The organism is Nocardioides humi (assembly GCF_006494775.1).
Classification (GTDB): Bacteria; Actinomycetota; Actinomycetes; order Propionibacteriales; family Nocardioidaceae; genus Nocardioides; species Nocardioides humi.
This window is the reverse complement of the sequence record NZ_CP041146.1, coordinates 6,049,717-6,075,264: the sequence shown is the minus strand read 5'-3', so window position 1 is coordinate 6,075,264 and position 25,548 is coordinate 6,049,717. Positions and strand designations below refer to the sequence as shown.

The window sequence follows — 25,548 nt, the reverse complement described above, 5'->3', positions numbered from 1 at the left end:
CATGCGCCGCACCGTGTTCGACGAGGACCACGAGTCCTTCCGCCAGACCTTCCGATCGTTCCTGGAGAGCGAGGTCGTCCCGCACTACCAGGGGTGGTACGACGCGGGGATCGTCCCGCGCGAGCTGTACACCAAGCTCGGAGAGCTCGGCGTCTTCGGCATCGAGGTCCCCGAGGAGTACGGCGGGGCGGGCATCGAGTCGTTCAAGTTCTCCGCGATCCTGACCGAGGAGCAGGCCCGGGCCGGCGTCCAGCTGGGCGGGTCCAGCGTCCACGTCGAGCTGTGCCTGCCCTACCTGCTCAAGCTCGGCACCGAGGAGCAGCTGAAGCGCTGGATGCCCGGCTTCGTCGCCGGCGAGACCATGTTCGCGATCGCCATGACCGAGCCCGGCACCGGCTCCGACCTGGCGGGCATGCGCACGACGGCCAAGCGCGACGGCGACAGCTACGTCCTCAACGGCGCGAAGACGTTCATCACCGGCGGCGTGCTGGCCGACCGGGTCATCGTCTGCGCCCGCACCTCCCCGCCGCTGGAGAGCAACCGCCGCCACGGCATCTCGCTGTTCGCGGTCGACACGAAGTCGCCCGGCTACGCGGTGGGCCGCAAGCTCGACAAGATCGGCCTGCGCACCTCCGACACGGCCGAGCTGTCCTTCACCGACGTACGGATCCCGGCGGAGGACCTGCTCGGCGAGGAGAACGAGGGCTTCAGCTACCTCGGCCAGAACCTCCCGCAGGAGCGCCTCGGCATCGCCTACGGCGCCTACGCCCAGGCCGAGGCCGCGCTCCGCTTCACCCAGGCCTACGTCGAGGACCGCCAGGTCTTCGGCACCCCCGTCGCGTCCTTCCAGAACACCAAGTTCGAGCTCGCCGCCTGCCGCGCCGAGGTCGACGCCGCCCAGGCCGTCGTCGACCGGGCGCTCGAGGCGCACGACCTCGGCGAGCTGACCGCCGTCGACGCCGCCTCCGCCAAGCTCTTCTGCACCGAGGTCGCCGGCCGCGTGATCGACCGCTGCCTGCAGCTCCACGGCGGCTACGGCTACATGAACGAGTACCCCATCGCGCGGCTGTACGCCGACACCCGGGTCACCCGGATCTACGGCGGCACGTCCGAGGTGATGAAGCTGATCATCGCCAAGTCGATGGGGCTCTGACCTGCCCGCATGAATCCCCGGATGTCCGGGGATTCATGCGCTTGTCAGGGGTTGCAACCCCTGACAAGCGCATGAGTTGGGTCCGACTCAGTGCTGGTAGGTGCCCGTCACGATGGCGCGGCCGAGGGTCTTGAAGGCCAGGTTGAAGGAGACGACCGCGGCCGAGGCGTCGGAGTCCACGCCGAGCGTCTCCTCGCGGACCGCGTGCACCACGAAGTAATAGCGGTGCACCTGGTCGCCCTCGGGCGGCGCCGCGCCCATGAACGCCTTCGGGCCGCCGTCGTTGCGGCACATGAACGCGTTGCCGGGCAGCGACGCGCCCTCGGCGCCCGCACCGGCGTCCAGCGAGGTCACGTCGGCCGGGAGGTCGACCAGGACCCAGTGCCAGAAGCCGCTGGGGGTCGGGGCGTCGGGGTCGAAGCAGGTGACGACATACGACTTCGTGCCCTCCGGCGCTCCCGACCACGACAGCTGCGGCGAGGTGTTGCCGTGGGCGGCGACCTGGTCGTCCTTCAGCGGCCGGCCGTCGGTGACGTCGGCGCTGGTGACGGCGAAGGAGGGCACGACGGGGAGGAGGGCGTAGGGGTCCGGGGTGACCGGGCGATCGAGACTCATGTCACCGAAGTTAGTCCGCGTGCTGGGCCCGTGTCAGGGGGCACCCGGCGCATGTCGGGAGAATGTACGGCGTGAGCGACTTCCCGCCGTACCCCTCCGGCCTGCGCCTGGCCGGGCGCCGCGTCCTCGTCGTGGGCGGTGGCCACGTCGCCCAGCGCCGCGTCCCGCAGCTGATCGCGGTCGGCGCCGACGTCCACGTGGTGTCGCCGGTGGTCAGGCCGGCCATCGAGGGCCTGGTCGGCTCCGGTGAGATCACCTGGCACGAGCGGCCGTTCGAGGACGGCGACCTGGACGGTGCCTGGTACGTCATCGCGGTGACCGACGACCGCGCCGTCAACGATCACATCTCGGAGCTCTGCGAGCGGCAGCGCGTGTTCTGCGTCCGCTCCGACGACGCGACCCTCGGCACGGCCTGGACCCCGGCGGTCGGTCGCGAGGCCGGCATCACCGTCGCCGTGGTGGGCAACCGTGACCCGCGGCGCTCCGCCTCGGTGCGCGACGAGATCGTCGCCGGGCTGCGCGACGGCACCATCGCCGCGCCCCACCACCGCGACCGAACGCCGGGTGTCACGCTCGTGGGCGGCGGTCCGGGCGACCCGGAGCTGATCTCGATCGCCGGCCGCAAGGCGCTGATGTCCGCCGACGTCGTGGTGGCGGACCGGCTGGCGCCGCGCGAGCTGCTGGGCGACCTGCCGAGCGACGTGGAGCTGGTGGACGTCGCGAAGCTGCCCCGCGGCCGCTCGGCCATGCAGGAGGAGATCAACCGCGTCATCGTCGACCGTGCCCTCGCCGGCAAGCGGGTGGTGCGCTTCAAGGGCGGCGACAACTTCGTCTTCGGCCGCGGCTACGAGGAGATCATCGCCTGCCGCGAGGCCGGCGTACCCGTCACCGTGATCCCCGGCCTCACCTCGCCCGTGGCCGTGCCCGGCATCGCCGGCATCCCGGTCACCCACCGCGGCGTCACGCACGAGTTCACCGTGGTGTCCGGCCACCTGCCGCCCGGCCATGCCGAGTCGCTGGTCGACTACGACGCGCTCGCCCGCATGCGGGGGACCGTCGTGGTGATGATGGGCGTCGAGAACGCGCCGCACATCGCCACCGCGCTGGTGGAAGGCGGCCGCGACACCGGCACCCCGGTCGCCGTCGTCTGCGACGGCACCATGCCGACCCAGCGGACCGTGCTCGCGACGCTCGGCACCCTCGCCGAACGCCTCGCCGCCGAGGACGTGAAGCCGCCCGCGATCATCGTGGTCGGCGACGTCGTCGCCATCGCCCACCCGGACGCCTTCCCGGGCTGAGCCCAGGACGATGGCCGAGCTCGTCGAGATCACCGACCCCGCCGATCCCCGGCTGGGCGACTACCGCGACCTGCGCGACGTCGAGCTCCGCAAGCACCTCGAGGCCGAGCACGGGCTCTTCCTCGCCGAGGGCGAGAAGGTCGTACGCCGCGCCGTCGAGGCCGGCTTCGCTCCGCGCTCGTTCCTGATGGCCCCGCGTTGGCTCGACGGCCTGGCCGACGTCCTCGACCGCTCGCCTGCGCCCTGCTACGTCCTCTCCGAGGAGCTGGCCGAGCAGGTCACCGGCTTCCACGTCCACCGCGGTGCCCTCGCCTCGCTGGAGCGCCGCCCGCTGCCCTCGCTCGACGAGGTCCTGGACGGCGCCCGGTCGGTGCTCGTGCTCGAGGACATCGTCGACCACACCAACGTCGGCGCCATCCTGCGCTCCGGGGCCGCTCTCGGCTTCGACGCCGTCCTCCTCGCCCCGCGCTGCGCCGACCCGCTCTACCGCCGGGCGATCAAGGTCGCCATGGGCGCGGTCTTCGCGCTGCCCTGGACCCGCCTCCCGGACTGGCACGACGCCCTGCCCGCACTCAGCGGGCGCGGGTTCACCACCGTGGCGCTGACGCTCGCGCCGGACGCCGTACCGATCGAGGAGGCGGTGGCGGACGTCGACAGGGTGGCCCTGGTCCTGGGCTCCGAGGGCCACGGCCTCTCCGCGCGCTGGGAGCAGGCCGCCGACCGCCGGGCGATCATCCCGATGGCCCGCACCATCGAGCACGGCGTCGACTCGCTCAACGTGGCCGCGGCGACCGCCGTCGCCTGCTACGTCGCCGCCCGCCGCTGACCCGCCCGGCAGCGTCGCGATGTTGCGGTTTGGTCCCAAACCGCATGCGACACGCCGGAGGAGCATGCAGTCTCTGCCCAATCGACGCGTCCGTCGCCGCACGGGACGACCCGCGAAATCGGACACGCTGTCGCACTACCGCAACGGCGCCGGGCCGCCTAACCTCCCCCCATGGCGGATGAGAACACGTTCTACCCAACCGTCCCGGTCGTGGTCTGGGGCACCGGCAACATGGGCCGCGCGTCCATCCGGGCGGTCGCGGCGCACCCGGGGCTGAGCCTGGCGGCGGTCGTGGTCAACGACCCGGCGAAGGCCGGCCGCGACGCCGGCGACCTGGCGGGCCTGGGCCGCTCCCTCGGGGTGAGCGCCACCGACGACGTCGAGGCGGCGCTGGCGACGCTGGCGGCGCTCGAGGGCGGGGGAGCGGTGGCGTACGCCGCGTCCGGCGAGCTGCGGCCCGACGAGGCCGTGGCGGACATCGCCCGGGCGCTCGCGCAGGGCGCCGTCGTCGTGACGCCGTCCGTGTACGCGCTCTACGACCACCGCAGCGCGCCGGCCGAGATGCGCGACCCGCTCGAGAAGGCGTGCGCCGAGGGCGGCAGCGCGCTGTTCGTCAGCGGCATCGACCCGGGCTGGGGCAACGACCTGCTGCCCGCCCTGGTCAGCGGCCTGGCCTCGGAGATCGAGCAGGTCCGCTGCCAGGAGATCTTCGACTACTCGACGTACGACGCCGAGGACTCGGTCCGCTACATCGTCGGCATGGGCCAGCCGATGGACTACGAGCCGCCGATGGTCGCGGCCGGCATCCCCTCGATGGTCTGGGGCGGCCAGGTCCGGCTGATCGCCCGGGCCCTCGGCGTCGAGCTCGACGAGCTGCGCGAGACCGTCGAGCGGCGCGCCCTCGACAGCACCGTCACCACCGCGCTCGGGGCGTTCGAGGCGGGCACCCAGGGCGCGCTGCGCTTCGAGGTGCAGGGCATCGTCGCCGGCGAGCCGAGGATCGTGATCGAGCACGTCACCCGGATCAGCGCGTCCTGCGCCTACGACTGGCCGATGCCGCCCGACGGCGGCGACGGCGCCCACCGCGTCATCGTCGAGGGCCGGCCCCGGATCGAGATCAACGTCGAGGCCACCGACGAGGGCGGCAACCGCGCCGCGGGCGGCAACGCCACCGCCGCCAACCGGCTCGTCAACGCCATCCCGTGGCTGCGTACCGCCACCCCGGGCCTGTACGACGGCCTCGACGTGCCGCTCGTCCCGTCCACCTACCTGCGCACCGTCGCCGAGGAGGCGTGATGTTCATCGAGATCCCCGAGGGCACGGACCCGATCATCCACGTCTGGGGGGAGCTGGTGCCCGGCATCGGCCCCGCCGCGTCGGCGCTGGCCATGAGCGTCTACGAGCACAGCACGCTCGGCCTGCGCGAGTTCGAGGCCGCCCGGCTGCGGATCGCGCAGATCAACGGCTGCCTGTTCTGCCAGGACTGGCGCACCGAGCGGGACGGGCAGAAGGTCGAGGAGACCTTCGACCGCGCCGTCCAGGACTGGCGCACCACGCGGGACTTCGACGACCGGACCCGCCTCGCCGCGGAGTACGCCGAGCGCTACGCCCTCGACCACCACGGCATCGACGACGGCTTCTGGCAGCGGATGCGCACCCACTACTCCGACCGGGAGATCGTCGAGCTGTCGATGTGCCTGGGCTCGTGGCTCTCCTTCGGGCGCCTCAACCGGGTGCTCGGCCTCGACGCCGCCTGCGTCCTGCCGAACCACGCCGCCCGGGCCTGACGGTCACCCGCGCAGGAGATCCGCGAACTGTGCGACCGTGTCGTCGACCGCGTCCTGGCACGCCGTCGACCACGGGCCCATGTCGAAGAACCCGTGGATCAGGCCCGGGTACGTCGTCTGCCGCACCGGCACGCCCGCGGCGGCCAGCGCGTCGGCGTAGGCGATGCCCTCGTCGCGCAGCGGGTCGAACTCGGCCGTGACCACGACCGCCGGCGGCAGGCCGGCCAGCTCGCCCCGCAGCGGCGAGATCCGCGGGTCGGCGAGGTCGGTGTCGGCGGTGGCGTAGCTGCCGAGGAACCAGGCCATCGTGGGCTCGTCGAGGAAGTAGCCGTGCGCGTTCTCGGTGCGCGAGGGGAAGTCGCCGAGGACGTCGGTGGCCGGGTAGACCAGCAGCTGGGCGGCCAGGCCGGGCACCTGCTGGGCGACCACGGCGGAGAGGTTGCCGCCCGCGGAGTCGCCGGCGACGGCGAGCACGTCGCTGCCGCCGTACGCCGCCAGCCGCGACTGCACGTCGCGCACCGCCGCGATCGCGTCGTCCGCGGCGGCAGGGAACCTCGCCTCCGGCGCGAGCCGGTACTCGACCGCCACCACGACGGCGCCCGCGCCCGCGCAGATGGCGCGGGCCATGGCGTCGTGGGTGTCGAGGTCGCCGATCACCCAGCCGCCGCCGTGGAGGAGGACGACGGTCGGGAACGGGCCGGTGCCGTCGGGCCGGTACACGCGCGCGGCGAGCGGACCGTCACCGCCGGCCACCTTGTCGTCCTCGACCGACGCGACCGGCGGCAGGGTGCCCGGCGGCCGGCCGTCCACGGTCATCGCCCGGAACATCGCGCGGGCGTCGGCGGGGGAGAGCTCGCACAGCGGCGTACCGGCCTCGATCGCCTCGAGGAGGCCGGCCAGGGAGGGGTCGACGGGCATGCGCCGACGCTAGCCGAAGACCACGGTCCTCAGGTCGGCCACTCCGGCGGATAGTCCTCGGCAGCCGCGTCGTGCTGCTTGCGCAGCCGCTTCATCGCCTTGGCCGAGATCCGGTCGCCGAAGACGGTGCCGAGCGTGTGGTCGGTCTCGTGCTGCAGGCACTTGGCGAGCAGGCCGTCGCCCTCGAAGCGCACCGGCGCGCCGTCGAGCCCGGTGCCCTCGACCACGGCGTAGTCGGGCCGGGCGCAGTCGACGAACGCGCCGGGGTACGACAGGCAGCCCTCGGGGCTGTCGTCGAGGTGCCGCTCGACGCCCTCCGGCTCGACGAGGACCGGGTTGCACACCACCCCGACCATCCGCCGGCCCTCGGCGTCGGGGCAGTCGAAGACGAACATCGCCACGTCCTCGCCGATCTGGCAGGCGGCGAGGCCGACGCCGTCGGCGGCGTACATGCTGGCGACCATGTCGGCCGCGAGGGCGCGGAGCGCGTCGTCGTACACCTCGACCCTGGCCTGCGGCCGGTGCATGACCGGCGTGCCCCAGCGCGTCATCGGCCGGACGCTCCCGTTGCGGGGCAGGGGGCCGTACGGCGCATGCACGGTCTCGGTCGGCTCGTCCATGCCGCGCATCGTAGGGGTGGGGATCACAGTGGGCCGATTCGGCCAAGATGTAGCGCCGTGTGTAACTCACGGTTACAGTTGCCGCATGTCCCTGATCAGCAACCTCAAGCCGGGCGGCAAGCACGGGGTTCCGAGCAGCGAGAGCCGCGACCCGATCGGCTACCTCGTCGCCGGCCTCAACCGGCTCGCCCAGACCGACCTCCTCGACAAGGTTCGCCTCCGCAAGCCGGCCGAGCAGGCGGTGTTCTCCGTGACCCGGAGCGGGTTCAAGACCATCACCAACGCCAGCCGCACCTTCGCCAAGGCCGGCAAGAAGGGCCAGCCGGGCACCCGGCCGACCCCCGCCGCCGCGAGCGGCGTCTTCGACCTCACCCCGGGCGAGGACGAGCAGATGCTCGTCGACGTCGTCACGGAGTACGCCGAGGAGCTCGTCCGGCCCGCCGCGGCCGAGGCCGACAAGGCCTGCGCCGCGCCCGACGAGCTGCTCAAGGCGAGCCTCGAGATCGGCCTGCCGATCCTCGGCCTGCCCGAGGCGCTCGGCGGCGTCTCCGAGGAGCGCTCGGCCATGGCCGGCACGCTGGTCGCCGAGGCGCTCGCCAAGGGCGACATGGGTCTCGCCGTCGCGACGCTCGCGCCGGGCTCGGTCGCTACCGCGATCGGACTGTGGGGCACCGACGCGCAGCAGCAGACCTACCTCCCGGCGTTCAGCGCCGAGGACGGCACGGTGCCCGCCGCCGCGCTCGCGCTCAACGAGCCCACCGTGCTCTTCGACGTGCTCAGCCCGTCGACCACCGCCGGGAGGACCGCTGACGGGTACGTGCTCAACGGCGCGAAGAGCCTGGTCGCCCGGGGCGACAGCGCCGAGCTGTTCGTCGTCGGCGCCGAGCTCGACGGGGCGCCGGTCCTGTTCCTCGTGGAGTCCTCGACCGAGGGCCTCTCCGTCGAGGGCGACCCGGCCATGGGCGTGCGCGCCGCCTCGATGACCAAGCTCGTCCTGGAGGACGTGAAGGTCTCGGCCGACGCGGTGCTCGGCGAGACCGACGGTTCGACGTACACCGAGTGCGTCCGCCTCTCCCGCCTCGCCTGGTGCGCGCTCGCGGTCGGCACCGGCCAGGCCGTGCTCGACTACGTCACGCCGTACGTCAAGGAGCGCGAGGCCTTCGGCGAGCCGATCGCCAACCGCCAGTCGGTGGCCTTCATGGTCGCCAACATCGCGATCGAGCTGCAGGGCATGCGCCTGCTGACCTACCGTGCCGCCTCGCGCGCCGCGGCCGGCAAGGACTTCTCCCGCGAGGTCGCGCTCGCCCGCAAGGCGTGCACCGACAAGGGCATGCAGATCGGCCTCGACGGCGTCCAGCTGCTCGGCGGCCACGGGTTCGTCAAGGAGCACCCGGTCGAGCGGTGGTACCGCGACCTGCGTGCCATCGGGATCATGGAAGGGACGGTGCTCGTCTGATGGCGATCAACCTGGAAGTTCCGAAGAAGCACCGGGCGCTGGTCGACCAGGCCCACCAGGTCGCGATGAACATGCTGCGGCCGATCTCCCGCAAGTACGACATCGCCGAGCACGAGTACCCCAAGGAGCTCGACATGCTCGCGGCGATGATCGACGGGCTCTCCGAGTCCGGCGCGAGCGAGGGTGCCGGCGCGACCGGCGTACGACGTGACAACGGCGACGACGACCGCGCCAAGGACGCCGTCAAGAACGGCGCCAACCTCGCGTCCGTGACGTCCGTGGCCGAGATGTGCTGGGGCGACACCGGGCTGCTGCTCTCGATGCCGCGCCAGGGCCTCGGCAACTCCGCGATCGCCTCGGTCGCCAACGACGAGCAGTTGGAGCGGTTCAAGGGCCGGTGGGCCTCGATGGCGATCACCGAGCCGTCCTTCGGCTCGGACTCCGCCGCCATCTCCACCACCGCGGTGCTCGACGGCGACGAGTACGTCATCAACGGCGAGAAGATCTTCGTCACCTCCGGCGAGCGCTCCGACTGCATCGTGGTGTGGGCGACCCTCGACAAGTCCCTCGGCCGGGCGGCGATCAAGTCGTTCGTGGTCGAGAAGGACACGCCGGGTGTGAAGGTCGAGCGGCTGGAGGAGAAGCTCGGCATCCGCGCCTCCGACACCGCCGTCATCACCTTCACCGACGCCCGGGTGCCCAAGGAGAACCTCCTCGGCAGCCCGGAGATCAACGTCGAGCAGGGCTTCGCCGGCGCGATGGCGACCTTCGACAACACCCGGCCGCTGGTGGCCGCGATGGCGGTCGGCTGTGCTCGCGCGTCGCTCGACCTGACCCGCGACCTGCTCAAGGAGGCGGGGATCGAGGTCGACTACGACCGGCCGGCGATCCTCCAGCACGCCGCCGCGGCGAGGTTCCTGCAGCTCGAGGCGGACTGGGAGGCCGGGCGCCTGCTCACCCTCCAGGCCGCGTGGATGGCCGACAACCGCAAGCCGAACTCGCTCGAGGCCTCGATGGCCAAGGCGAAGGCCGGTCGCGTGGGCTCCGACGTGACGCTGTCCTGCGTCGAGCTGTGCGCCTCGGTGGGCTACAGCGAGGAGGAGCTGCTCGAGAAGTGGGCGCGCGATTCCAAGATCCTCGACATCTTCGAGGGCACCCAGCAGATTCAGCAACTGATCGTCGCCCGCCGGATCCTGGGGCTGTCGAGCGCGGAGCTCAAGTGATCCGAACCCGGGCGTGACACCTCGGCGATCCCGTGCGAAGAAGGTCGGGATGCAACCAGGGACCGGCGGGTTCGCCGAGGTGTACGCCGAGCACGTGACGCCCGTGTGGCGCTACGTGCGCCTGCGCGTGCCCGCGGATGCGGATGCGGAGGACGTCACGAGCCAGGTGTTCGAGCGCGCGATGCGCTCCTGGGACCGGTACGACGGCACCCGGGGCGCCGTCGGCGCGTGGCTGATGGGCATCGCCCGGCACACGGTCGCCGACTGGTGGCGCCGCCACGGCCGGGAGCTGCCGACCGACCCGGCGTCGCCGGGCCTGTCCGGCGGCGTCGCGGAGGACGACCCGGAGGGGGAGGCGCTGCGGAGGATCGGCGCCGACGAGGTACGCCGCCGGCTGGGCCACCTCACCGCCCGGGAGCGCGAGGCGGTGGCGCTGCGCTTCGGCGGCGAGCTGACCTCGGCCGAGGTCGCCGCGGTGCTGGGTGTGACGCCCAGCGCGGCCCGGATGCTGGTGCACCGGGCGATCGGCCGGCTGCGGGAGGTGATCGGCGATGAGTGAGGACGAGCCGCTCGGCGCCGAGGTCGACGCCGAGGTCGACGCCGAGGTCGACATCGTGCTCTGGCTGGCGGCGAGCGCGCGGCCGGATCCGCCGGCGAGGCTGCGAGGGCGGATCGACGCCGTCGTCGCCCCGGCTCGGGCGCCCGAGCCCGTGGCCCGGGACCGCCCGGGCCGTCTCCTCGGCGCGGTGGCGCTGGCGCTGTGCGGCGCCTTCCTGTTCCAGGGGGTCGGCAACCTGGTCGCCGGCGACTGGATCGCGGACAACCTCGGCGAGCCGTTCAGCGGCCATGCCTACCGGGAGGGCGCCATCGCGCTGATCGCGGCCGCCGTCTGCGCGGCCGCCGGCGCCGTACGCCGCTCGTGGTCGGGGGTGTCCGTGCTGGCCTGCGTGCCGCTCGCGGTGAGCCTCGGCGTGCACGGCGTCGGCGAGATCGGGGTGTTTGCCGCGGGCGTCGCGCTGCACCTGACCCAGGGCCTGCTGGGTCTGCTTCTGGTCGCCGCCTGGTGGCGGGACCGACGTGACACCCCGGGTCGCTCGCGCGAAGAGGGGGCATGAGCAACCTGCCCGCGGTGCGGGCCTTCGGCGTCGCCGTCGCGGCCCCCCAGGCCGCGATCGGCGCGTGGGCGGTGCTGACGCCGCGTGGCTGGTACGACGACTTCCCCGGGATCGGGCCGGCGCTCGCCGCAGCGGAGCCGCCCTTCAACGCCCACCTGGTCACCGACGCCGGCGCCGGGTTCCTGGCGACCGGCCTGCTGCTGCTCGGCGCCTGCCTGCTCGGCGGGCTCGTGGAGATCCGGGTGGCGGCGATCGGGTACCTGCTGTTCACCGTGCCGCATCTCGTCTACCACGCGGCGCACCCGTCGCCGCTGCCGCCGGCGCTCAACGACGTCCTCAATGTCGTCCTGCTCGGCGCCGAGGCGGCGGCCGGGCTCACCCTCGTCGTCCTCACCACCCACCGGAAGGCAGTCGCATGGGCATCCTGAAGCGGATCTGGGTCCATCTCCGCGTCCTGGGCAAGGCGAAGCGCCACCGTGGCGACCTGCTCGGCTGGCTGGTCCGCCGCCCGCAGCTGCTGGTCGCCCAGGGCGCCTACGAGTCGTCGATGCTGCTCATGGGGCGGCTGCCGGCGCAGCTGAAGACCCTCGCGGTCGCGAAGGCGGCGATGGTCGTCCACTGCGAGTTCTGCCTCGACATCGGCGCCGAGATGGCCCGCACCGAGGGCATCCCGGAGGACAAGCTGCTCGCCCTGCTGGAGCCGGACGGCAACCAGGCGCTGAGCGCGGACGAGCAGCTCGTGGTGGCCTTCGCGGCGGCGATCAGCGGCTCGCCCGCGGTCGTGCCGGACGAGCTGCGGTCCCGCCTGGAGGCGCGGTTCACCCGTGCGCAGCTCGCGGAGCTGGCGGCCGAGGTGGCGTGGGAGAACCAGCGAGCCCGGCTCAACCAGGCGCTCGGCGTGCGACCGGCCGGGTTCTCCGACGGGTCCTTCTGCCTCATCCCGCAGCGCTGAGCACCTGCGCGCCGGGTCCCGGCTCGACGAGGTGGTGGACCGGCGCGGTCCACCCGCGGTCGCGATAGGCGGCGTCGACGGCCGCCCGTACGGCGGCGACCCGCTCGGCGCGGAGGAGGGTGATCGTGCAGCCGCCGAACCCGCCGCCGGTCATCCGGGAGCCGAGGGCGCCGGCGCCGATCGCGGTCCCGGCCGCGACGTCGAGCTGCGGTACCGACACCTCGTAGTCGTCGCGCAGCGAGGCGTGGGAGGCGGTCATCAGCGCGCCCAGCCCCGGCCAATCGCGCGCCGTGATGGCCGCGATCGCGGCGCGGACCCGGTCGTTCTCGGTCTGCACATGCCGGAGGCGGCGCGGGTCGCCTGCGTCGCACTCGCGCCGGCGCTGGGCATAGCCGCCGTCGCCGGCGGCCAGCGCGTGCCGCACCCGGGTGTCGGTGACCAGCAGAGCCAGTCCGTCCTCGGTCACCGGGAGCGGGACCGGTGTGGTCGCGGGCGCCGCCGGGTCGGCGAAGTCGAGGAGCAGCGCGTGGCCGTCGGCACCGAGCATGCTGGCGAGCTGGTCCATCCCGCCGGTCGGCGCGCCGACGTGGTCGGTCTCGGCGCGGCGGCAGGCCGCGGCGAGGGTGCGGCGCGCGGCGTCGTCGAGGGGTACGCCGAGCAGGCCGGCGATCGCCGTCGCCACCGCGCACTCCAGGGCGGCCGAGCTGGACAGGCCGCCCCCGAGCGGGACCGTCGAGGTGAGCTCGATGTCGAGGCCGGGCACCTCCCAGCCGAGCCGGCGGAGCTCCTCGACCACGCCCACGACGTACTCGCGCCAGTGGGGGTCGCGGTCGTCCGCCTCCCGGCTGGCGATGCGGAGCGCGTCGTCCGGACGGACGGTCACCCGGGCGGTGGTGGCCAGCCGGATCGCGAACGGCAGGCAGAGGCCGCCGTTGTAGTCGGTGTGCTCGCCGATCAGGTTGACCCGGCCGGGGGCGCGGGCGACGACGGTGACCACGGGTCCATCCTGCCCGGTCGCCGCGGACTAGGGTGACGGCCGTGCCCCGCCCCCTCATCGTCGCCGCCACCCGCGCCGAGGCCGCCCACGTGCCCGCCGGGCTCGAGGTGCTGGTGACCGGCATCGGCAAGACCGCCGCCGCGACCGCGCTGGCCCGTCACCTCGCCGGCCGCGGCGATCTCGCCGATCTCGAGGTGGTCAACCTCGGCACCGCCGGGGGTCTGCACGACGGGCTGGACGCCGAGCAGGGGCTGTACGAGATCGGCACCGTGCTCAACCACGACATCAACGCCGACGCGATCCGCGCCCTCGGGTACGACCCGCGCGAGCGGCTCGTCGTCGGTCCGGCGGAGACCGTGCTGGCGACCGGCGACGTGTTCGTCACGGACCCGGCCGTGCGATCCCGGCTGGCCCGGCGGGCGCAGCTGGTCGACATGGAGGGCTACGCCGTCGCATACGTCGCGCAGGAGCTCGGCGTACCCGTCCGGCTGGTCAAGCACGTCTCCGACAACGCCGACGAGGGTGCCCTGGAGTGGGTGGCTCTGGTCGACCGCAGCGCCCGGATCCTGGGGGAGTGGGCGGCCACCCACCTCGGCTGACCGCGGGCGCTCAGCGGCTGCTGCTCGCCCGGCGGCCGCGGACCACGCCCACGAAGTCCTGGTGGACCGGGCCGTCGGCCTCGCGCAGCCAGACCAGCGCGACGGTCGTCGGCTCCATCTCGACCGGACGGTGCACGACGTCCTTGCGGCGGTGCAGCCGGGCCAGCGACATCGGGACGATCACGATCCCGGTCCCGGCGGCGGCGACCTCGATCGCGTCCTTGACCGTCATCCCGGGGAAGGGGAGCTGCTCGGTCGCCGGCGTCCACCCGGACGGATGCGGCAGCACCAGCTGCTCGTCGGCGAGGTCCGCGAGCGGGATCGGGCTGTCCGGGTCGGCGGCCGCCACGAAGTGGTCCCGGCTCGCCACGACGACCGGCACCTCGTCGTACAGGCGGACGCAGTGCAGCGGCGCCGGCGACTCGAGGTCGACCGGCAGCCGGGCCAGCGCCATGTCGGCGGTGCCGTCGTCGAGGACGGCGCGCTGCCGCTCCTCCTCGACGGGGAGGAGGCGGAGCCGGATCCGGGGGTTGCGCTCGCGCCAGACCCGGGCCCACTTGTCGGGGGTCACTCCGGGAACGAAGGCGACACGCAGCTCCTGCATGCGCCCACGATCCCAGAGTGGACCCCGTCGGGCGTCCTAGGCCTGGGCGACCAGGCCGAACTGGAGCGTGCCGGTGTCGTCGACGCCCGCGTCGAGGACCATCGCGTCGAGCTTCTGGGCGGAGTCCTGGTCGAGGTAGACCGTGGCGCCGTCCTGCTCGACGACCTGGTCGCCGGGTTCGGCCTGTTCGGCCGCGGACACGGCGAAGCCGGCCTCGGCCTGGGTGATGCGCAGTCCCGCAGAGTCGGGTACGTCGGGCGCGTCGGTCATCTGCTTGACGATCGTGCAGGCGTTCTCGGTGAGGGTGAGCATGGCTTGCCTTCTCGGTTCGAGGTCAGAGACCTTTCCCACCGTTGCAGGTGGGCCGACCTCGTTCAAGGCTGCCGGGCGTGTCGCCGGAGCGCCCGCACCGCGCCGACCGCCGCATAGCTCCCGGTCAGCACCGTGACCATCACCATGCCCCGCAGGCTGCTGTCGCGCCGTACGAGATGGCCCAGCCCGGTCACCGTGTCGGAGACGTCGACGCCCAGCGAGAGCAGCTGGAGCCGGTCGCGCTCCGCGGGACCGGCCAGGAGGTACGCCGTACCGAGGGCGAGGGCTCGGCCGCCGTAGATCCGGGTGAGGTAGCCGACCTCCGGCGAGTGCGCGACCCCGAACGCCCGGCTGGTCGCCGCCGGCGACACCAGCGACGCCGCCCCCAGCCCGATCCGTCCCCATGCCAGTACCTCGAGGCTGTCTGTGCTCATGGCGCCATGCTCCTGCGGCACGGGACCGTCGGCCATGACCCGGGAGGTCATGGCGCCCGCGAAAACGGGGCGCCGATGCGGTGTCTACGCGCAGCCTTTGCTACGGTTTCTCCGCACTCGTCCGGGTGGCGGAATTGGCAGACGCGCTAGCTTGAGGTGCTAGTGCCCGTATTAGGGCGTGGGGGTTCAAGTCCCCCCTCGGACACCAGCACGGCCCCGAGTTCCTGCAGGTCAGGAGCGCGGGGCCTGTTCTCATTCGGTGCCGGGCACGACGAAGGGGTAGCGCCGGATACCGTCGGACGGTGCGGATCACCACGCTCGACCCGGCACGCGCGGCGAGGCTCGGCGCCGCCGAGCTGACCTACCGGCCGGCGGGCGGCACGCCGCACCCCCGCCCCGGGTACGACGCCTTCAGCCGGTCCCGGCGGCTGGGCCGGCGCGACTTGGAGGGTGCGGCGGCCGAGCTGCTCGGGTGGGAGGTGCATGCGCGGGCGGGGCTCGCGGTCGCGGCGTCGGCGCCGCGGGCCGAGGTCGGCGTGGTGGTGGAGATGCGCCTGGGGGTCGGTCCGCTGGGGATCCGGATCCCGTGCCGGGTGGTGCGGGTGGTGGACGAGCCCGATCGGAGGGGCTTCGCCTACGGGACGCTGCCGGGGCATCCCGAGGCCGGGGAGGAGCTCTTCGTGATCGAGCGCGGTTCGGACGGCGCGCTGACCTTCACGGTGGCGGCGTTCTCCCGGCCGGCGTCGCTCCTGGCGCGGGCGGGCGGGCCGCTCACCCGGTGGGTGCAGGCGGCGATGACGGGCCGCTACCTCCGCGCGCTCGACGCACCCTGAGCCCGCGGCGGGGCTCAGGGGGTGTGGCGCTCGACCTCGGCCCCGTCGAGGTCGTACTCGATGTAGCTGCTCTGGCCGAACTCGTTGCTCGTGTACGCCGAGATCCAGCCCGGCGTCTCGTCGTCATCGTCGGGGCGCCGGATGCTGAGGTAGCACTTCCCGGGGTCGTCGACCGTCGCGAGGACCTCCTCGCACATGCGCTCGAACTGGCTGCTGTCGGCACCGGCCAGGTCAAAGGACGGGTCGTCGTTGGTCGTCTTGTTCCACTCGTCGAGACCGCCGTCCCAGCGATAGCTGATCACCCGCTCGTCGCCCTCGGCGACCGCGACGTCCACGATGGCGTAGCCGGGGTAGATCACGGCGCTGAGCACGGTCGTGCCGCCGGTCTCGTCCGCCAGGTCCTCGAGCAGGGCGGCGAAGCCCTCCGCCGTCTGCGGGTCGTCCGGGCCGGCCAGGCTGCGCGCGGCGACCGCCACGCCCACCCCGACGACGGCGACCGCGCCCGCCACGGCCAGGAGGACCACGCCTCGTCCCCGGCCGGCCCGGGCGCTGGGCGGGGTGTACCGCTGGATCGTCTCCCTGGGCTCGTCGGCCGGGGACGGGTCGGGGTCGTAGTTCTTCCAGTCGGGAGGGGCCACGGTGAGAACGCTAGTCCCGAGCGGCGTGCGACGATGGCGACATGCCCGATTCCAGCACCCCCGAGACCAGCTCTGAGACCGGTGCCGAGACCACGCGCGGCGCCGCGGTCGACGTCGCCGGCGAGGTGGTCGAGCTGTGCCGCGAGCTGATCCGGATCGACACCTCCAACTACGGCGGCGGCGAGGGCCCGGGGGAGCGGAAGGCGGCCGAGCACGTCGCGGGACTGCTCGACGAGGTCGGGATCGCCGCCGAGGTGGTCGAGACCCGGCCGGGTCGGGCGAACGTGCTGGCCCGCTGGGGCGGCAGCGGCACGCCGGCGACGACGGAGCGCGGCGCGCTGCTGCTGCACGGCCACCTGGACGTCGTACCGGCTGCGGCGGAGGACTGGCAGGTGCACCCGTTCAGCGGCGAGGTCCAGGACGGCTACGTCTGGGGCCGGGGCGCGGTCGACATGAAGGACTTCGACGCGATGCTGCTCTCGGTCGTCCGCGCGCGTCAGCGTGCCGGCCGGGTCCCCGAGCGGGAGGTCGTGCTCTGCTTCACCGCCGACGAGGAGGCCGGCGGCCACGAGGGCGCCCAGCTGCTCGTCGAGGACCATGCGGAGTGGTTCGACGGCTGCACCGAGGCGGTCGGCGAGGTCGGCGGCTTCAGTACGACGATCCGCGGGCGCCGCTTGTACCTCATCGAGGCGGCCGAGAAGGGCATGGCCTGGATGCGCCTGAGCGCCCGCGGCCGCGCTGGTCACGGCTCGATGCTCAACGACGACAACGCGGTGACCCGCCTCGCGGCCGCGGTCGCGAGGATCGGCGCCCACGACTGGCCGGTCCGGCTCACGCCCACCATGCGGACCCTGCTCGCGACCGTCGGCGAGCTGGCCGGCGTCGAGGCGACCCCGGAGAACGCCCCCGCGCTGGTGGAGGAGTTCGGCGGCGCCGCGCGGATGCTCGGCGCCGTGCTGCGCAACTCGACCAACCCGACCATGCTGGAGGCCGGCTACAAGGTCAACGTCATCCCCACCGACGCGACCGCCCACGTCGACGGCCGGTTCCTGCCGGGATTCGAGGACGAGTTCTTCGCGACCCTGGCGGAGCTGACCGGCGAGGGCATCGACATCGACTTCGTCTCCAACCAGCCGCCCTGGGAGACGCCGTACGACGGCGCGCTGGTCGACGCGATGACCCGAAGCCTGCTGGCGGTGGACCCCGGCGCGCTGGTCGCGCCGTACCTGATGAGCGGCGGCACCGACGCCAAGCACTTCACCAAGCTCGGCATGCGCTCCTACGGCTTCGCGCCGCTGCGGCTGCCCGACGACCTCGACTTCACCGCGCTCTTCCACGGCGTCGACGAGCGGGTCCCGGTCGACGCGCTGGAGTTCGGGGCGCGGGTGATGGACAGGTTCCTCGACCAGGTCTGACCAGTTCGGGATTGGGCACAAACCGCACGTCCCGGGCCCGAATTGTTGCGGTTTGGGACCAAACCGCAACAATTTCAGGCGGTGCGGACGGCCCGGATGATCTTGCGCCGGAGCACGACGCGGCGACGTCCGTCCGGCCCGATCTGCACCCGGTCGAGCTCCCAGCCGCCGTGCTCGGCGCGCTCGGTGAGCAGCTTGGCGACCGTGTTGCGGGAGAACTCCCGGTCGAAGGTCACCCGGTCGAACTCCCACTCCACCCCGCGACCCAGGCCGCGCATCACGCCGGGACGCAGCAGGGACCGGCTCATGCCGCACCTCCCGAGACGTCGTCCAGCGCCGCCCGGATCTCCGGTGGCAGCACCTTCTCCTCCGAGCCCAGCGCGCCCACGAGCTGGGCGGCGGTCCGGGCGCCGACGACCGGCGCGGTGACCCCGGGGGAGTCGCGGACCCACACCAGCGCCACCTCGAGCGGCGTCCAGCCGAGGCCGTCGGCCGCCCGCGCGACGGCCTCGACGATGCCGCGGCTGTCGTCGTCGAGATAGGCGTCGACGAAGCCGGCGAAGACCGGCGAGGCGGCGCGGGAGTCCGACGGCGTGCCGGTGCGGTACTTGCCGGTCAGCACCCCGCGGCCCAGCGGCGACCACGGGAACAGGCCCAGGCCGAGCGCCTCGGCGGCCGGCAGCACCTCCCGCTCGACGCGCCGGTTGACCAGGGAGTACTCCATCTGCGTCGACGCGATCCGTGCCCGTCCCGCGGCGGCCTCCTGCAGGGTCACCGCGCGGGCGGTCTGCCAGCCGTTGAAGTTCGAGATGCCGACGTACGTCGCCCGGCCGCTGGCGACCGCGTGGTCGAGGGCCCCCAGCGTCTCCTCGAGCGGTACGTCGTCGCTCCAGATGTGCACCTGCCACAGGTCGACGTGGTCGGTGCCGAGCCGCTTGAGGGACGTGTCGAGCCCCCGCAGCATCGCCCCGCGGGAGGTGTCGGTCACCCGCTCGGAGCCGCGGCGCCAGATCCCCGCCTTCGTGGCCAGCACCAGCTCGTCGCGGCGTACGACATCGCCCAGCAGCGACCCGAGCAGCGCCTCGGAGCGGCCGTCGGTGTACCCGGCGGCGGTGTCGACCGTCGTCCCCCCGGCCGCGACGAACGCCGTGAGCTGGTCGCGGGCCTCGTGCTCGTCGGTGTCCTTGCCCCAGGTCATCGTGCCGAGGGCGAGGCGCGAGACCCGGAGGCCGCTGGCGCCGACGTACCGCTGCTGCATGGGGCACAACGTAGCCGCCCGGCCGAGCGGGACGCGCCGGGCACGCCGATGACGGACGTGACCGCCGACTCCCTAGGATGGCGCGTCGTGGCGGACTTCCTGCAGGCGGTGTTCCTCGGCGTGCTCCAGGGGCTGACCGAGTTCCTGCCGATCTCGAGCAGCGCGCACCTGCGGATCTTCCCGGAGCTGTTCGGCTGGGGTGACCCGGGCGCCGCCTTCACCGCGGTGATCCAGATCGGCACCGAGCTGGCGGTGCTCGTCTACTTCCGCAAGGACATCTGGCGGATCGCCCGGGCGTGGGTGCTGTCGCTGTTCAAGCCGGAGTACCGCGGCGCCCTCGACGCCCGGCTGGGCTGGTACATCATCGTCGGCTCGCTGCCGATCGTGATCCTCGGCGTGCTCCTCAAGGACGTCATCGAGCGCGACTTCCGCAACCTGTGGATCATCGGCTGCACCCTCATCGTGCTCGGCCTGGTCCTCGGGCTCGCCGACCGGGTCGGGAAGAACGAGCGCGCGATCAAGCAGATGACGCTGCGCGACGCGGCCCTGATGGGCGGCGCCCAGGCCCTCGCCCTCGTGCCCGGTGTCTCACGCTCCGGCGCGACCCTGTCGATGGGCCGCTTCCTCGGCTACGAGCGCGAGGCGGCCACCCGGTTCGCCTTCCTGCTCGCCATCCCCGCCGTGGTCGGCGCCGGGCTCTTCGAGCTCAAGGAGATCGCGAACGTCGGCAAGGCCCACCCCGGCGAGGCCGACTACGGCTGGGGTCCGACCATCACCGCCACGGTCGTCTCCTTCGTCGTCGGGTACGCCGCCATCGCCTGGCTGCTGCGCTGGGTCAGCACCCGCTCGTACACGCCGTTCGTCGTCTACCGGGTGCTGCTCGGCGGGGCCGTGCTGGTCCTGCTCGGCGCGGGAGTGCTGAGCTCGTGATGCTCGTCGATTGGGCAGAAACTGCATGCTCGTGCGGCGTGTCGTTGCGGTTTGGGACCAAACCGCAACATTCAGCGGTCCACGATCCGAGCCGGCCGTCCACGATGTGGAAACATCCCACCCTCGTCAGAACCAGCCCGACTTCTTGAACAGCACCCACAGCCCGCCGACGGCGGCGGCCATCAGCAGCAGCGCGAACGGGTAGCCGAAGGTCCAGTCCAGCTCGGGCATGTGCGTGAAGTTCATGCCGTAGACCCCGCGATCAGCGTGGGGACGACGACCAGCGCGGCGCCGGCCGAGATCTTGCGCATGTCGTCGTTCTGCTGCATCGCGATCCGCGACACGTGGGCGTCGAACGCCGACGACAGCAGCGAGTCGAGGGTGTCGATCTCCTCGGCGGCCTGGGCGAGGTGGTCGCTGACGTCGCGGAAGAACGGGCCGGCCTCGGCCTCGACCAGGTCGACCGAGGCGGTGGCGAAGCGGCGCATCGGCTCGCGCAGCGGGAGCACGGCGCGTCGTACCTCGGACAGCTCGCGCTTGAGGACGTAGATCCGGTCGCCGTCCTGGGTGCGGCGGTCGGAGAAGACGGACTCCTCGACCTCGTCGACGTCGACCTGCAGCTCGGCGACGACCGCGGTGTAGCCGTCGACGACGGCGTCGCACACGGCGTAGACGACGGCGGACGGGCCGTGGTCGAGCACGGACTGCTTCTGCTCGAGGGCGTGCCGGGCGTCGCTGAGGGCGGAGCCTCGGCCGTGGCGGACGGTGACCACGAAGTCGGCGCCGATGAAGACGTTGATCTCGCCGGTCTCGACGGCGTCGTCCGCGTCGACGTACCAGAGGGTCTTGAGGACGAGGAACAGGCTGTTCTCGTACCTCTCCAGCTTCGGCCGCTGGTGCGCCACGACCGCGTCCTCGACCGCCAGCGGGTGGAGGTCGAAGGCCTGGGCGATCTCGCCGAGCTCGACGTGGCTCGGCTCGTAGAGCCCCACCCAGACGAAGTCGTGCTCCTTGCTGGCCGCGGCCCGGAGGGCGGCGTAGTCGTGCAGGTGGCAGTCCACCGGGAGGCGGACGCCGTGCCGGTAGACGGCGCTGTCGACGATCACGCTCCCACGCTAGTGCGTACGGCTGGCTAGGCTCGCGCCCATGGCCACTCTGCTGCTGGTCCGCCACGGCCGGACCACCGCGAACGCCTCCGGCCTGCTCGCCGGCCGCACCCCCGGCGTCCGGCTCGACGAGCTCGGCACCCAGCAGGCGGCGCGGGCCGCGACGCGGATCGCCACCCTCCCGGTCGCCGCGCTCGTCACCAGCCCTCAGGAGCGCTGTCGCCAGACCGCGAAGGCGGTCGCCGAGGGCCAGCGGGACGCCGGGCACCCGGCGACGAAGGCGGTCACCGAGCGGGCCCTCGCCGAGTGCGACTACGGCGAGTGGCAGGGCCGGCCGATCAAGGAGCTGCTCCGCGAGCCGCTGTGGAAGACGGTCCAGCGGCAGCCGTCCGCGGCGGTGTTCCCCGGCGGCGAGTCGATGGTCGCGATGCAGCACCGCGCCGTGGCCGCCGTACGACGCCTCGACGCGGCGGTCACCCGCGAGCACGGCCCCGACGCCGTGTGGGTGGCGGTCAGCCACGGCGACATCATCAAGTCGGTGTTGGCCGACGCGCTGGGCATGCACCTCGACCTGTTCCAGCGGATCAGCGTCGACCCGGCGTCGGTGTCGATCATCCGGTACGCCCCCGACCGGCCCTACGTGCTCGCCAGCAACACGCACGACGGCGACCTCTCCTGGCTCGCCCCGAAGCCCGGCCGCCGGCGGCGGACCCGCGGCGAGGGCGCCGTGGTCGGTGGTGGCGCCGGGCCGGCCTGACGGAGCGCCGATAGGCTCAGGACCATGCCGATCGTCCACGGATTCGACCCGCCCGAGCGCTTCGTCGCCGGCACCGTCGGCGAGCCCGGCAGCCGTACCTTCTTCCTCCAGGCCCGGGCCGGCTCCCGGATCGTCTCGGTCGCCCTGGAGAAGCAGCAGGTCACCGCGCTGGCTGAGCGCATCGACGAACTGCTCGACGAGGTGATCGCCGACGGGCGCGCCCGCGGCGTCGTACCGGCGATGGCGCCGTTCGGGATGACCGACGACCAGCCGCTGGAGCTGCCCATCGAGGAGGAGTTCCGCGCCGGGACCATGACCCTGTCGTGGGACCCCGACGACGAGCGGGTGGTCGTGGAGGTGTTCCCCGTCGGCGAGGAGCCGGTGGAGCTGACCGACGGCGAGGACCCGGCCGAGCTGCTCCTGGTCCGCCTCGAGCCCGGCCAGGCCCGGGCATTCGTACGCCGCGCCGAGCACGTCGTCGGCGCCGGCCGGCCGAGCTGCCCGTTCTGCGGCCAGCCGATCGACCCCGACGGCCACCTGTGCGTGCGCGCCAACGGGTTCCGCCGCCGCGACCCGTGATCCGGCCCGTGAGCCTGGAGATCAAGGGCCGGATCATGCCCGCGTCCAACGCGACCTTCCTCGCCGAGCTCGACGGGCGCGAGGTCGTCTACAAGCCGGTGGCGGGGGAGCGGCCGCTGTGGGACTTCCCCGACGGCACCCTCGCCGACCGCGAGGTCAGCGCCTACCTGGTCTCCGAGGCGACCGGCTGGGACCTGGTGCCGCGCACCTGGTGGGGCGACGGTCCCCACGGCCCCGGCATGGTCCAGGAGTGGCAGGAGGTCGACCCCGAGGACGAGGCGGTCACCCTGGTCCGCACCGGCGACGCCCCCGCGGGCTGGCTGGAGGTCGTCGAGGGTCTCGACGAGCGCGACCACCCGGTCGTCCTGGTCCACGAGGACTCCCTCGCGCTGCGCCGGATCGCGGTCTACGACGTGCTGGTCAACAACGCCGACCGCAAGGGCGGCCACGTGCTCGCCATGCCCGGCGGCCACCGGTACGGCGTCGACCACGGCGTCGCGTTCCACCACGAGGCCAAGCTCCGCACCGTCCTGTGGGGCTGGGCCGGCAGCCCGCTGACGACGGAGGAGGTCGAGGTCGTCTCCGCCGTGCTGTCCGCGGTCCGCGGCGAGCTCGGCGAGCGGCTGACCACCCATCTCGCCGAGCACGAGATCCGGGCGCTGGAGCGCCGTACCGAACGGCTGCTGGCCGCCGGCGAGCTCCCCGGGCCGTCGGGCGGGTGGCCGCCCATCCCGTGGCCGCCGTTCTGACGGCCGGTCGATAGCATCACCTGCATGCGCGCATGGAACGCACCGGGCCTCCCGGTGCTCCCGGTCTCCGGCCCCCCGGTCGTCCTCCACGACACCGCCTCCGGCGGCAGGGTCGCGAGCCGTCCGGAAGGCACTGCGCGCCTCTACGTCTGCGGCATCACGCCGTACGACGCCACGCACATCGGCCACGCCAACACCTATGTCGCCTTCGACCTGCTCAACCGCGCGTGGCGCAACGCGGGCCACGACGTCCGCTACGTCCAGAACGTCACCGACGTCGACGACCCGCTGCTGGAGCGCGCCGCCAAGGTCGGCGTCGACTGGGTGGAGCTCGCCGAGCGCGAGACCGAGCTGTTCCGCAAGGACATGGAGGCGCTGCGGGTCCTCCCGCCGGTCGAGTACGTCGGCGCAGTCGAGTCGATCCCGCTGGTGATCGAGCTCATCGAGCGCCTCGAGGCCGCCGGCTCGATCTACCGGGTCGAGCAGGACCTCTACTTCTCGGTCGCGGCCGACCCCGCCTTCGGCGAGGAGTCCAACTACGACCGCGAGACGATGCTCCGGCTGTTCGGCGAGCGCGGCGGCGACCCGGACCGCGCCGGCAAGAAGGACCCGCTCGACTGCGTCGTCTGGCGTGGCGAGCGCGACGGCGAGCCCTCCTGGGAGAGCCCGTTCGGCCCTGGCCGCCCCGGCTGGCACATCGAGTGCGCCGCGATCGCGCTGACCCACCTCGGCGGCGCCTTCGAGGTCCAGGCCGGCGGCAGCGACCTGGTCTTCCCGCACCACGAGATGTGCGCCGGCCACGTCCAGGTCGCCACGGGCGAGCCCTTCGCGCAGGCCTACGCCCACGCCGGCATGGTCGCCTACGACGGTGAGAAGATGTCGAAGTCCCTGGGCAACCTGGTCTTCGTCTCCGCCCTGCGCAACAGCGACATCGACCCGATGGCGATCCGGCTCGCCCTGCTCCGCCACCACTACCGCACCGACTGGGAGTGGACCGACGCCCACCTGTGGCAGGCGGTCGACGACGTCGCCGACTGGCGCCGTGCACTCGCCCTCGGCGCCGGCGCCCCGGCCGGCCCCGTGGTCGAGGAGGTCCTCGCGGCCCTCGCCGACGACCTCGACGCCCCCCGCGCCACCGCCGCCGTCGACGCCTGGGTCCGCGCCACGCTCGGCACCGACGGCCTCGCCGACACCAGCGACGACCACGCCGCGGTCACGCTGCTGCCGGTGCTGGACGCCGCGCTGGGGCTGGCGCTCTAGCGGCCGTCGTACCGGTCGGTCTGCCGGACGCAGGGTGGTCGAGACCTGCGTCGATTGGGCAGAGACTGCATCCGATCGGCCCGAATTGTTGCGGTTTGGGACCAAACCGCAACAATTTCACGCGGCCTCGGGGCCGGCTCAGGTGTCCTCGCCGCGCCGCTTGAGGTACCGCTCGAACTCCCGGGCGATCGCCTCGCCGGAGGCCTCGGGCAGGTCGGCGGTGTCGCGCGACTCCTCCAGCGAGCGCACGTAGTCGGCGATGTCCTCGTCCTCCTCGGCGAGCTCGTCCACCCCGCGCTCCCAGGCGCGGGCCTCGTCGGGGAGGTCGCCGAGGGGGATCGACGCCTCGAGCAGGTCCTCGAGCCGGGTGAGCAGGGCGAGGGTGGCCTTGGGGCACGGGGGCTGCGCGACGTAGTGGGGGACGGCGGCCCAGTACGACACGGCCGGGATGTCGACCCGGCTGCACGCGTCCTGCAGGACGCCGACGATGCCGGTCGGGCCCTCGTACGTCGACTGCTCCAGCACCAGCCGGTCCATCAGGTCGGCCTCCGTGGTGGAGCCGGACACTGGGATCGGTCGCGTGTGGGGGCTGTCGGAGAGCAGCGCGCCCAGGGTGACGAACAGCTCGGCGCCGAGGTCGTCGATCGTCGCCAGCAGCTCGGCGGTGAACTGCCGCCACCGCATGTTGGGCTCGATGCCGCGCACCAGCACGACGTCGCGGTCCAGTCCCGGGGGAGAGGCGACGGCGACGTGCGTGCTCGGCCAGGTGAGCTTGCGGAACCCGTTCTCGTCGATGCCCACCGTCGGGCGGTTGACCTGGAAGTCGTAGTACTCCTCGGGGTCGATCGCCGCGACCACGGTGGCGTCCCACACCTTCGTCAGGTGGTCCACGACCGCGGTCGCCGACTCGGCGGCGTCGTTCCAGCCCTCGAACGCAGCGATCACCACGGGCCGGACCAGCTCGGGGACCGTCTCGATCTCCATCACTCCTCCAGCCTAGTCACGCGAACACGGGTAACATCGGCCGCAGCCGAGAGGCGTTGCAACGGACGCGGTCCCCCACGGTCGCGTCCGCCACGCTCGGCCGAGACACCAAGGGCGCCTTCCACACTCT

Annotated in this window: 30 protein-coding genes, 1 tRNA gene and 1 pseudogene; 20 read left to right on the top strand and 12 right to left on the bottom strand. The window is 73.0% G+C overall.

The annotated features are described in order from the left end of the window. Position 1 precedes the first annotated feature (1 nt). Positions 2 to 1,153, top strand: coding sequence for an acyl-CoA dehydrogenase family protein (locus tag FIV44_RS29310; protein ID WP_141007519.1), 1,152 nt, complete (start codon positions 2 to 4; stop codon positions 1,151 to 1,153). Positions 1,154 to 1,240: 87 nt separating this feature from the next. On the opposite strand, the gene FIV44_RS29305 is transcribed toward FIV44_RS29310, so the two are convergent. Then, positions 1,241 to 1,768 carry a YbhB/YbcL family Raf kinase inhibitor-like protein gene (locus tag FIV44_RS29305; RefSeq protein ID WP_141007518.1) on the bottom strand — a complete coding sequence of 176 codons (528 nt, stop codon included), beginning with the start codon at positions 1,766 to 1,768 and terminating at the stop codon, positions 1,241 to 1,243. Between the two features lie 71 nt (positions 1,769 to 1,839). Between FIV44_RS29305 and cobA the strand changes: the two genes are divergently transcribed. The 4 genes from cobA to FIV44_RS29285 all read left to right on the top strand — a co-directional run bounded on the left by cobA (position 1,840) and on the right by FIV44_RS29285 (position 5,679). Continuing rightward, entirely contained in the window at positions 1,840 to 3,066 is a 1,227-nt protein-coding gene (gene cobA, locus FIV44_RS29300) for a uroporphyrinogen-III C-methyltransferase (protein WP_246086707.1), read from the top strand. A 10-nt stretch (positions 3,067 to 3,076) separates the two neighbouring features. Next, positions 3,077 to 3,892: a TrmH family RNA methyltransferase gene (locus FIV44_RS29295; RefSeq protein WP_141007516.1), complete on the top strand. Its 816-nt coding sequence runs from the start codon at positions 3,077 to 3,079 to the stop codon at positions 3,890 to 3,892. A 171-nt stretch (positions 3,893 to 4,063) separates the two neighbouring features. Then, a complete protein-coding gene (locus FIV44_RS29290; RefSeq protein WP_141007515.1) occupies positions 4,064 to 5,188 on the top strand; it encodes an NAD(P)H-dependent amine dehydrogenase family protein in 1,125 nt (374 codons plus the stop codon). Further along, entirely contained in the window at positions 5,188 to 5,679 is a 492-nt protein-coding gene (locus tag FIV44_RS29285; RefSeq protein WP_141007514.1) for a carboxymuconolactone decarboxylase family protein, read from the top strand. The genes FIV44_RS29290 and FIV44_RS29285 overlap by 1 nt, the downstream gene beginning before the upstream one ends. 3 nt (positions 5,680 to 5,682) lie before the next feature. Here FIV44_RS29285 and FIV44_RS29280 read toward each other — a convergent pair whose 3' ends face one another. After that, positions 5,683 to 6,597 (bottom strand): alpha/beta hydrolase, encoded by a 915-nt coding sequence (locus tag FIV44_RS29280; protein WP_141007513.1) that lies wholly within the window; start codon positions 6,595 to 6,597, stop codon positions 5,683 to 5,685. A gap of 29 nt (positions 6,598 to 6,626) precedes the next feature. Beyond that, positions 6,627 to 7,217 carry a peptide deformylase gene (def, locus tag FIV44_RS29275; RefSeq protein ID WP_141007512.1) on the bottom strand — a complete coding sequence of 197 codons (591 nt, stop codon included), beginning with the start codon at positions 7,215 to 7,217 and terminating at the stop codon, positions 6,627 to 6,629. An 85-nt stretch (positions 7,218 to 7,302) separates the two neighbouring features. On the opposite strand from def, the gene FIV44_RS29270 reads away from it, so the two are divergent. The 6 genes from FIV44_RS29270 to FIV44_RS29245 are packed head-to-tail and all read left to right on the top strand — an operon-like array spanning position 7,303 to position 11,963. Further along, positions 7,303 to 8,673: an acyl-CoA dehydrogenase family protein gene (locus FIV44_RS29270; protein WP_141007511.1), complete on the top strand. Its 1,371-nt coding sequence runs from the start codon at positions 7,303 to 7,305 to the stop codon at positions 8,671 to 8,673. Beyond that, the gene (locus FIV44_RS29265; protein WP_141007510.1) at positions 8,673 to 9,896 is read left to right on the top strand and encodes an acyl-CoA dehydrogenase family protein; all 1,224 of its coding nucleotides are present in this window, start codon (positions 8,673 to 8,675) and stop codon (positions 9,894 to 9,896) included. The genes FIV44_RS29270 and FIV44_RS29265 overlap by 1 nt, the downstream gene beginning before the upstream one ends. Before the next feature lie 49 nt (positions 9,897 to 9,945). Then, positions 9,946 to 10,455, top strand: coding sequence for an RNA polymerase sigma factor (locus FIV44_RS29260; protein WP_141007509.1), 510 nt, complete (start codon positions 9,946 to 9,948; stop codon positions 10,453 to 10,455). Beyond that, positions 10,448 to 11,011 carry a hypothetical protein gene (locus FIV44_RS29255; protein ID WP_141007508.1) on the top strand — a complete coding sequence of 188 codons (564 nt, stop codon included), beginning with the start codon at positions 10,448 to 10,450 and terminating at the stop codon, positions 11,009 to 11,011. The genes FIV44_RS29260 and FIV44_RS29255 overlap by 8 nt, the downstream gene beginning before the upstream one ends. Next, a complete protein-coding gene (locus tag FIV44_RS29250) occupies positions 11,008 to 11,439 on the top strand; it encodes a hypothetical protein (protein WP_141007507.1) in 432 nt (143 codons plus the stop codon). Before FIV44_RS29255 ends, FIV44_RS29250 begins: the two co-directional genes overlap by 4 nt. Beyond that, positions 11,427 to 11,963 (top strand): carboxymuconolactone decarboxylase family protein, encoded by a 537-nt coding sequence (locus tag FIV44_RS29245; protein ID WP_141007506.1) that lies wholly within the window; start codon positions 11,427 to 11,429, stop codon positions 11,961 to 11,963. Before FIV44_RS29250 ends, FIV44_RS29245 begins: the two co-directional genes overlap by 13 nt. Here the strand turns inward: FIV44_RS29245 and FIV44_RS29240 are convergent. Beyond that, positions 11,947 to 12,960 (bottom strand): galactokinase, encoded by a 1,014-nt coding sequence (locus tag FIV44_RS29240; RefSeq protein ID WP_141007505.1) that lies wholly within the window; start codon positions 12,958 to 12,960, stop codon positions 11,947 to 11,949. The genes FIV44_RS29245 and FIV44_RS29240 overlap by 17 nt on opposite strands. Positions 12,961 to 13,001: 41 nt before the next feature. Here FIV44_RS29240 and FIV44_RS29235 point away from each other — a divergent pair, with 41 nt between their 5' ends. Then, positions 13,002 to 13,559 carry a nucleosidase gene (locus tag FIV44_RS29235; protein ID WP_141007504.1) on the top strand — a complete coding sequence of 186 codons (558 nt, stop codon included), beginning with the start codon at positions 13,002 to 13,004 and terminating at the stop codon, positions 13,557 to 13,559. Positions 13,560 to 13,569: 10 nt separating this feature from the next. Here FIV44_RS29235 and FIV44_RS29230 read toward each other — a convergent pair whose 3' ends face one another. The 3 genes from FIV44_RS29230 to FIV44_RS29220 form a co-directional block, all read right to left on the bottom strand. Further along, entirely contained in the window at positions 13,570 to 14,163 is a 594-nt protein-coding gene (locus FIV44_RS29230) for a LysR family transcriptional regulator substrate-binding protein (RefSeq protein WP_141007503.1), read from the bottom strand. 36 nt (positions 14,164 to 14,199) lie between these two features. Beyond that, on the bottom strand, positions 14,200 to 14,475 hold the full coding sequence (locus tag FIV44_RS29225; RefSeq protein WP_141007502.1) for a Fe-S cluster assembly protein HesB: 276 nt from the start codon (positions 14,473 to 14,475) through the stop codon (positions 14,200 to 14,202). Between the two features lie 62 nt (positions 14,476 to 14,537). Further along, a complete protein-coding gene (locus FIV44_RS29220; protein ID WP_219996216.1) occupies positions 14,538 to 14,909 on the bottom strand; it encodes a hypothetical protein in 372 nt (123 codons plus the stop codon). A gap of 119 nt (positions 14,910 to 15,028) precedes the next feature. Here FIV44_RS29220 and FIV44_RS29215 point away from each other — a divergent pair. Both FIV44_RS29215 and FIV44_RS29210 read left to right on the top strand, forming a co-directional pair. Next, positions 15,029 to 15,117 (top strand) — tRNA-Leu (locus FIV44_RS29215). Between the two features lie 94 nt (positions 15,118 to 15,211). Next, a complete protein-coding gene (locus FIV44_RS29210) occupies positions 15,212 to 15,742 on the top strand; it encodes a DUF1990 domain-containing protein (protein ID WP_181410885.1) in 531 nt (176 codons plus the stop codon). Between the two features lie 14 nt (positions 15,743 to 15,756). On the opposite strand, the gene FIV44_RS29205 is transcribed toward FIV44_RS29210, so the two are convergent. After that, a complete protein-coding gene (locus FIV44_RS29205; protein ID WP_141007501.1) occupies positions 15,757 to 16,380 on the bottom strand; it encodes a hypothetical protein in 624 nt (207 codons plus the stop codon). 41 nt (positions 16,381 to 16,421) lie between these two features. Here FIV44_RS29205 and FIV44_RS29200 point away from each other — a divergent pair, with 41 nt between their 5' ends. Continuing rightward, the gene (locus FIV44_RS29200) at positions 16,422 to 17,795 is read left to right on the top strand and encodes a M20/M25/M40 family metallo-hydrolase (protein WP_141007500.1); all 1,374 of its coding nucleotides are present in this window, start codon (positions 16,422 to 16,424) and stop codon (positions 17,793 to 17,795) included. 74 nt (positions 17,796 to 17,869) lie between these two features. Here the strand turns inward: FIV44_RS29200 and FIV44_RS29195 are convergent, their stop codons facing one another. Continuing rightward, positions 17,870 to 18,103, bottom strand: a complete 234-nt coding sequence (locus FIV44_RS29195; protein WP_219996215.1) for a DUF5703 family protein — start codon at positions 18,101 to 18,103, stop codon at positions 17,870 to 17,872. After that, complete coding sequence (locus FIV44_RS29190; RefSeq protein WP_141007499.1) at positions 18,100 to 19,053, bottom strand: aldo/keto reductase; 954 nt, start codon at positions 19,051 to 19,053, stop codon at positions 18,100 to 18,102. The genes FIV44_RS29195 and FIV44_RS29190 overlap by 4 nt, the downstream gene beginning before the upstream one ends. Positions 19,054 to 19,140: 87 nt before the next feature. On the opposite strand from FIV44_RS29190, the gene FIV44_RS29185 reads away from it, so the two are divergent. Next, positions 19,141 to 19,983, top strand: a complete 843-nt coding sequence (locus FIV44_RS29185) for an undecaprenyl-diphosphate phosphatase (protein ID WP_141007498.1) — start codon at positions 19,141 to 19,143, stop codon at positions 19,981 to 19,983. 126 nt (positions 19,984 to 20,109) lie between these two features. Here the strand turns inward: FIV44_RS29185 and corA are convergent. Further along, positions 20,110 to 20,975 (bottom strand): annotated as a pseudogene (gene corA, locus FIV44_RS29180) (magnesium/cobalt transporter CorA). Positions 20,976 to 21,129: 154 nt separating this feature from the next. Between corA and FIV44_RS29175 the strand changes: the two are divergent. The 4 genes from FIV44_RS29175 to mshC are packed head-to-tail and all read left to right on the top strand — an operon-like array spanning position 21,130 to position 24,434. Continuing rightward, the gene (locus FIV44_RS29175) at positions 21,130 to 21,846 is read left to right on the top strand and encodes a histidine phosphatase family protein (RefSeq protein WP_141007497.1); all 717 of its coding nucleotides are present in this window, start codon (positions 21,130 to 21,132) and stop codon (positions 21,844 to 21,846) included. A gap of 24 nt (positions 21,847 to 21,870) precedes the next feature. Further along, positions 21,871 to 22,425, top strand: a complete 555-nt coding sequence (locus FIV44_RS29170; protein ID WP_141007496.1) for a DUF3090 domain-containing protein — start codon at positions 21,871 to 21,873, stop codon at positions 22,423 to 22,425. 8 nt (positions 22,426 to 22,433) lie between these two features. Beyond that, positions 22,434 to 23,174 (top strand): SCO1664 family protein, encoded by a 741-nt coding sequence (locus FIV44_RS29165; RefSeq protein ID WP_246086706.1) that lies wholly within the window; start codon positions 22,434 to 22,436, stop codon positions 23,172 to 23,174. Positions 23,175 to 23,198: 24 nt separating this feature from the next. Continuing rightward, positions 23,199 to 24,434, top strand: coding sequence for a cysteine--1-D-myo-inosityl 2-amino-2-deoxy-alpha-D-glucopyranoside ligase (gene mshC, locus FIV44_RS29160; RefSeq protein WP_141007495.1), 1,236 nt, complete (start codon positions 23,199 to 23,201; stop codon positions 24,432 to 24,434). Positions 24,435 to 24,572: 138 nt separating this feature from the next. Here the strand turns inward: mshC and FIV44_RS29155 are convergent, their stop codons facing one another. Next, a complete protein-coding gene (locus tag FIV44_RS29155) occupies positions 24,573 to 25,418 on the bottom strand; it encodes a PAC2 family protein (protein ID WP_425465141.1) in 846 nt (281 codons plus the stop codon). Between the last annotated feature and the right edge of the window lie 130 nt (positions 25,419 to 25,548).